At 52.1% G+C, this 4,490-nt stretch carries 2 protein-coding genes; both read right to left on the bottom strand.

Going from position 1 to position 4,490, the window contains the following annotated elements:
• Nucleotides 1-97: 97 nt before the first annotated feature.
• Entirely contained in the window at nucleotides 98-1,348 is a 1,251-nt protein-coding gene (locus P3X23_RS02110; RefSeq protein WP_300872690.1) for an MFS transporter, read from the bottom strand.
• A 356-nt stretch (nucleotides 1,349-1,704) separates the two neighbouring features.
• The gene (gene clpB, locus P3X23_RS02105; RefSeq protein WP_300872688.1) at nucleotides 1,705-4,320 is read right to left on the bottom strand and encodes an ATP-dependent chaperone ClpB; all 2,616 of its coding nucleotides are present in this window, start codon (nucleotides 4,318-4,320) and stop codon (nucleotides 1,705-1,707) included.
• Nucleotides 4,321-4,490: the final 170 nt, after the last annotated feature.

Genomic DNA, 4,490 nt, shown 5'->3' with positions numbered 1-4,490 from the left:
GCGGAATCGAGCAAAGCCCACGTCGCTGATAGCACGGGCAAGTTTGCTGTTCGCCTACACACTATCGTACACGATTGTCAATACTAGAGTTTGTCTCCTAAATCGCATCCTCAAGAACGACTCGTGTATTCCGCCATGCCCAAATGCCGGCGATCGCCACTAGGCCCCCCATCCCCACCATCACAACCGTGAGACCCAAGAAATCCGAAAGAATCCCTGCGATCGCCAGGGGCACACTGAGGGCAATATTGACAATGTTATTTTGAAAGCCGAAAACTTTGCCCCGCATTGCCGCAGGGGTACGCACTTGAATCAGTGTCTGCATAGGAATACCAATCAAAGACGCCCCTATGCCCAGCAAAATGCTCAGACCGAGACCCACCCACAGATGATGCACAAAGGCAAAGACCAGTAGAACGGCTGCCATCACCAAAAAGCCAATCAAGGGCAGTGGCCGATGGCGTAATTTCTCCCCCCATTGACCAAGAATACCTGCTCCTAAAATCAGACCCAACCCTGCGGCAGCCAAGAGAAAACCAAATTGGTTGGGGCGCAGGCCAATTTCTTGGGCTAAGCTCACTGCCAACACCGTCAAGGCAGCAAAGACACAATAGAGGATTGTCAGTTGGAGCATGGCATTGCCCAAAAGGGGACTTTTACGTACATAGTGAAACCCCTCCTGCAAGTCATGCCAAACATTGAGGTGGCCATCGCGCTCATGAACCGCTTCTCGATAGCGAATTGAGGCTAAAACCAACCCCGCCATGACGTACAGCGTGCCGACAACCACTTCACGGGCATAGACACCGCCTATGGCTACAGCACCACTCAGCAATGGCTCCCCAATGGCAAACCCCACCACCAGTGATCCCATCATTGTTGTGATAAAGAGCGCATTGGCCGAGAGTAGGTTTTCCTCCTTGACCAACAGAGGAATCGCCGCTTGCTCTGCCGGAGCAAAAAATTGAGTGAGGATGGACTCAGAAAAGGCAATCAGGAGCAACAGCGTAAACCGCTTTGGAATAAAGATGAGGGCAAAGACCAGTAGTCCCCGCAGAATGTTGGTAATACTCATTAGCTCTCGCTTGGGGTAGCGATCCACAAATGTGCCCGCCGTTGAACCAAAGAAGACTGCTGGTAGCGTATTGGCAATCATCACAGCTGAGGCCTTAGAGCCGGGGAGTGCGTAGCTGGCATCGTAGGAAACTGCCAGTGTAATCAGCAGCACCAAAAAAATTTTGTCCGCCAGTTGGGAGATGATTTGACCGCCCCATAACTTGAGGAAATTCTTGTTCTGCATCAGAGCAGCAAACCCTTCTGGACGGGGTCTAGAACCAGAACTTACCATTGCTGTTGCTCACTGACTATGAACATAGGTTTCCTCATTACTACCCAAGTTAGGTGCGGCAGTCTGAATCCAATATACCGCCACAGCCCTGTGGGCGTTTCCCCGGTTCCTGCATCCTTTTAACAAACCGCTGGCTATGACGTATTGATGTTTACAGATGCCACCACAGCGGTACCCCCCCTGATTCTGCTGGATTCAAAGAAGTGGGGCATCGCTGGCCTGATGACGGTACTGATGGATGGTGGCGGGACTCTTGGCAAAAGTTACGCTGTTTGACCGAGGCAACCAAAAGATTGGCTAAAAAAAGAGGGCTGAGGGAAAAGCCCCAACCCTCCTGTATTGAGTCTCAGTTGAACCTAAACGGTTACCAGTTCGGCTTGACGCCGGAAGCTGAGGCGTTCGTTTTCGCTCACATCCACCAGAATTGTGTCGCCATCGAAGAAGTCGCCCCGCAGAATTGCTTTGGCAATGGGGGTTTCCAATTGTTTCTGGATGGCGCGTTTTAGGGGGCGGGCACCATAGACAGGGTCGTAGCCCACTTCCGCCAAAAAGTCAATCGCCTTCTCAGTGAGAGATAGGGTAATCTGGCGATCGCTCAGGCGCTCTTGCAACCGTTGCACCTGCAATTGAACAATTTGCCGCAACTGATCCTTGCGCAAGCTGTGGAAGATGATAAATTCATCCACGCGGTTGAGGAACTCCGGTCGGAAGTGGGCACGCATCGCCTCCATGACGCGGTTGTACATTTCTGTGTAGCGACTGTCATCCCCCGCAACATCGAGAATGTACTGAGAACCGATATTGCTGGTCATGATGATGATCGTGTTCTTGAAGTCCACGGTGCGTCCTTGGGAATCGGTGACGCGGCCATCATCCAGAATCTGGAGAAAAATGTTGAAGACATCGGGATGGGCTTTTTCGATCTCATCAAAGAGAACCACGGCATAGGGGCGGCGGCGAATGGCTTCCGTGAGTTGACCCCCTTCCTCATAGCCCACATAACCGGGGGGCGCCCCAATCAAACGAGAGACGGCGTGTTTTTCCATGTACTCGGACATATCAATTCGCACCATCGCCTCTTCGGTGTCGAACATAAAGGCCGCCAAGGTTTTGGCCAATTCCGTTTTACCGACACCCGTTGGGCCAAGGAAAATAAAGCTGGCAATGGGGCGATTGGGATCCGCTAGGCCTGCGCGAGAACGCTGAATGGCTTCAGCGACTGCGGTGACGGCCTCATCCTGACCCACGACCCGTTTGTGTAACTCTTCCTCAAGATGCAGGAGTTTTTGGGCTTCCGACTCCACTAGTTTGCTCACGGGGATACCTGTCCACTTGGAGATGATTTCAGCAATATCGGCCTCGGTCACTTCATCGCGCAGCAAAGAGCGACCCCCCACTTGAATCTCCCGCAGTTTGGCTTCGGCTTCCGCCAATTTTTTGTGGAGTTCTGTAAGTTTGCCGTATTTGAGTTCGGCAGCACGGTTGAGGTCGTAGTTGCGCTCCGCCTGCTGAATCTCAATGTTGACTTTTTCAATCTCCTCCTTGAGGGCTTGGAGGCGGTCAATCACTTCTTTTTCCGCTTGCCACTGGGCATTGAGGCGGCTTTGTTCTTCTTTGAGGTCTGCTAGTTCTTTTTCCAGTTTCTCAAGGCGATCGCGCGAAGCTGCCGAGGTCTCTTTTTGCAGTGAGAGGCGCTCCATCTCCAACTGGAGGATTTTGCGGTCAATCTCATCCAATTCCTCCGGCTTCGAGGTAATTTCCATTTTGAGTTTGGCCGCTGCTTCGTCCACGAGGTCAATCGCTTTGTCGGGCAAAAAGCGATCGCTAATGTAGCGGGCTGAGAGCGTGGCTGCTGCCACTAAGGCTGTATCGGAGATTTTCACACCGTGATGGATCTCATAGCGTTCCTTGAGACCGCGCAAAATCGAGATGGTGTCTTCGACACTGGGCTGATCCACATAGACCTGCTGGAACCGCCGTTCTAAGGCTGCATCCTTTTCAATGTACTTGCGGTATTCGTCTAGGGTTGTGGCACCAATGCAGCGCAGTTCCCCCCGTGCCAACATGGGTTTGAGCAAGTTGCCGGCATCCATGGCGCCTTGGGTTGCCCCAGCACCAACGACCGTGTGGATTTCATCAATGAATAGGATGATTTGGCCGTTAGAGTCTGTCACTTCCTTGAGAACGGCTTTGAGGCGCTCCTCAAATTCACCGCGATACTTGGCACCGGCAATCAAGGCGCCCATGTCCAAGGCAATCAACTGGCGATCGCGCAGGGAATCGGGCACATCCCTCGCTACAATCCGTTGTGCCAAGCCCTCAGCAATGGCGGTTTTACCGACGCCGGGTTCACCAATGAGCACCGGATTATTTTTGGTACGGCGGGAGAGAATCTGAATCACACGGCGAATTTCATCATCGCGGCCAATGACGGGATCGAGTTTCCCTTGGCGAGCCAGTAAGGTTAAGTCACGGCCATATTTTTCCAGTGCCGCATATTTACCCTCTGGGTTTTGATCAGTCACTTTTTGGGAGCCACGAATTTGCTGAATGGTTTCCCGCAAGACTTTCTCGGTGAGGCCAAGCTCCTGAAAGAGTTTCTTGCCAAAGCGATCGTCTTGGGCAAAAGCCAGCACTAGGTGCTCAACGGAAATAAACTCATCGCCAAACTGTTTGCGCGCCTCCTCTGCGCGATCAAGAAGCTTATCAAGGCTCTGTCCTAGATAGACGCCACTGGGATTACTGATTTTGGGCTGACGGCCAATAAAGTCATCGGTGAAATCTCGCGCTCGCTGCACTGAACAGCCCGCCTTTTGGAAAATCTGTGTGGCCAAGCCCTCTTGCTCTAGCAGCGATTTCATCAGGTGCTCACTCTCTAGATTCTGATGCTGCGCCTGCCTAGCCAGATCTGGCGTGCGGGCGATCGCTGCCCATGCTTTTTCCGTAAATTGATTTGGATTGGATGGTTGCATATCTAACCCTTTGCCCCCTTTTTACATTTTTGACTACTTATATTGTATGGATTGCAAGAAAAACGCTTTTTCGGACTTCCCTACCTCAGGGGTAGGATTAACTCGCCAGCTGTAGTTCCAGCCTAACTCTTAGCAACTCCATTGTGGGACGCATTTTTAGGCAGGGGAGC

Source organism: Thermosynechococcus sp. Uc (genome assembly GCF_029335995.1).
Taxonomy (GTDB): Bacteria; Cyanobacteriota; Cyanobacteriia; order Thermosynechococcales; family Thermosynechococcaceae; genus Thermosynechococcus.
Note: the sequence above shows the minus strand (reverse complement) of the source record. Positions and strands in the feature narration are given on the sequence as shown.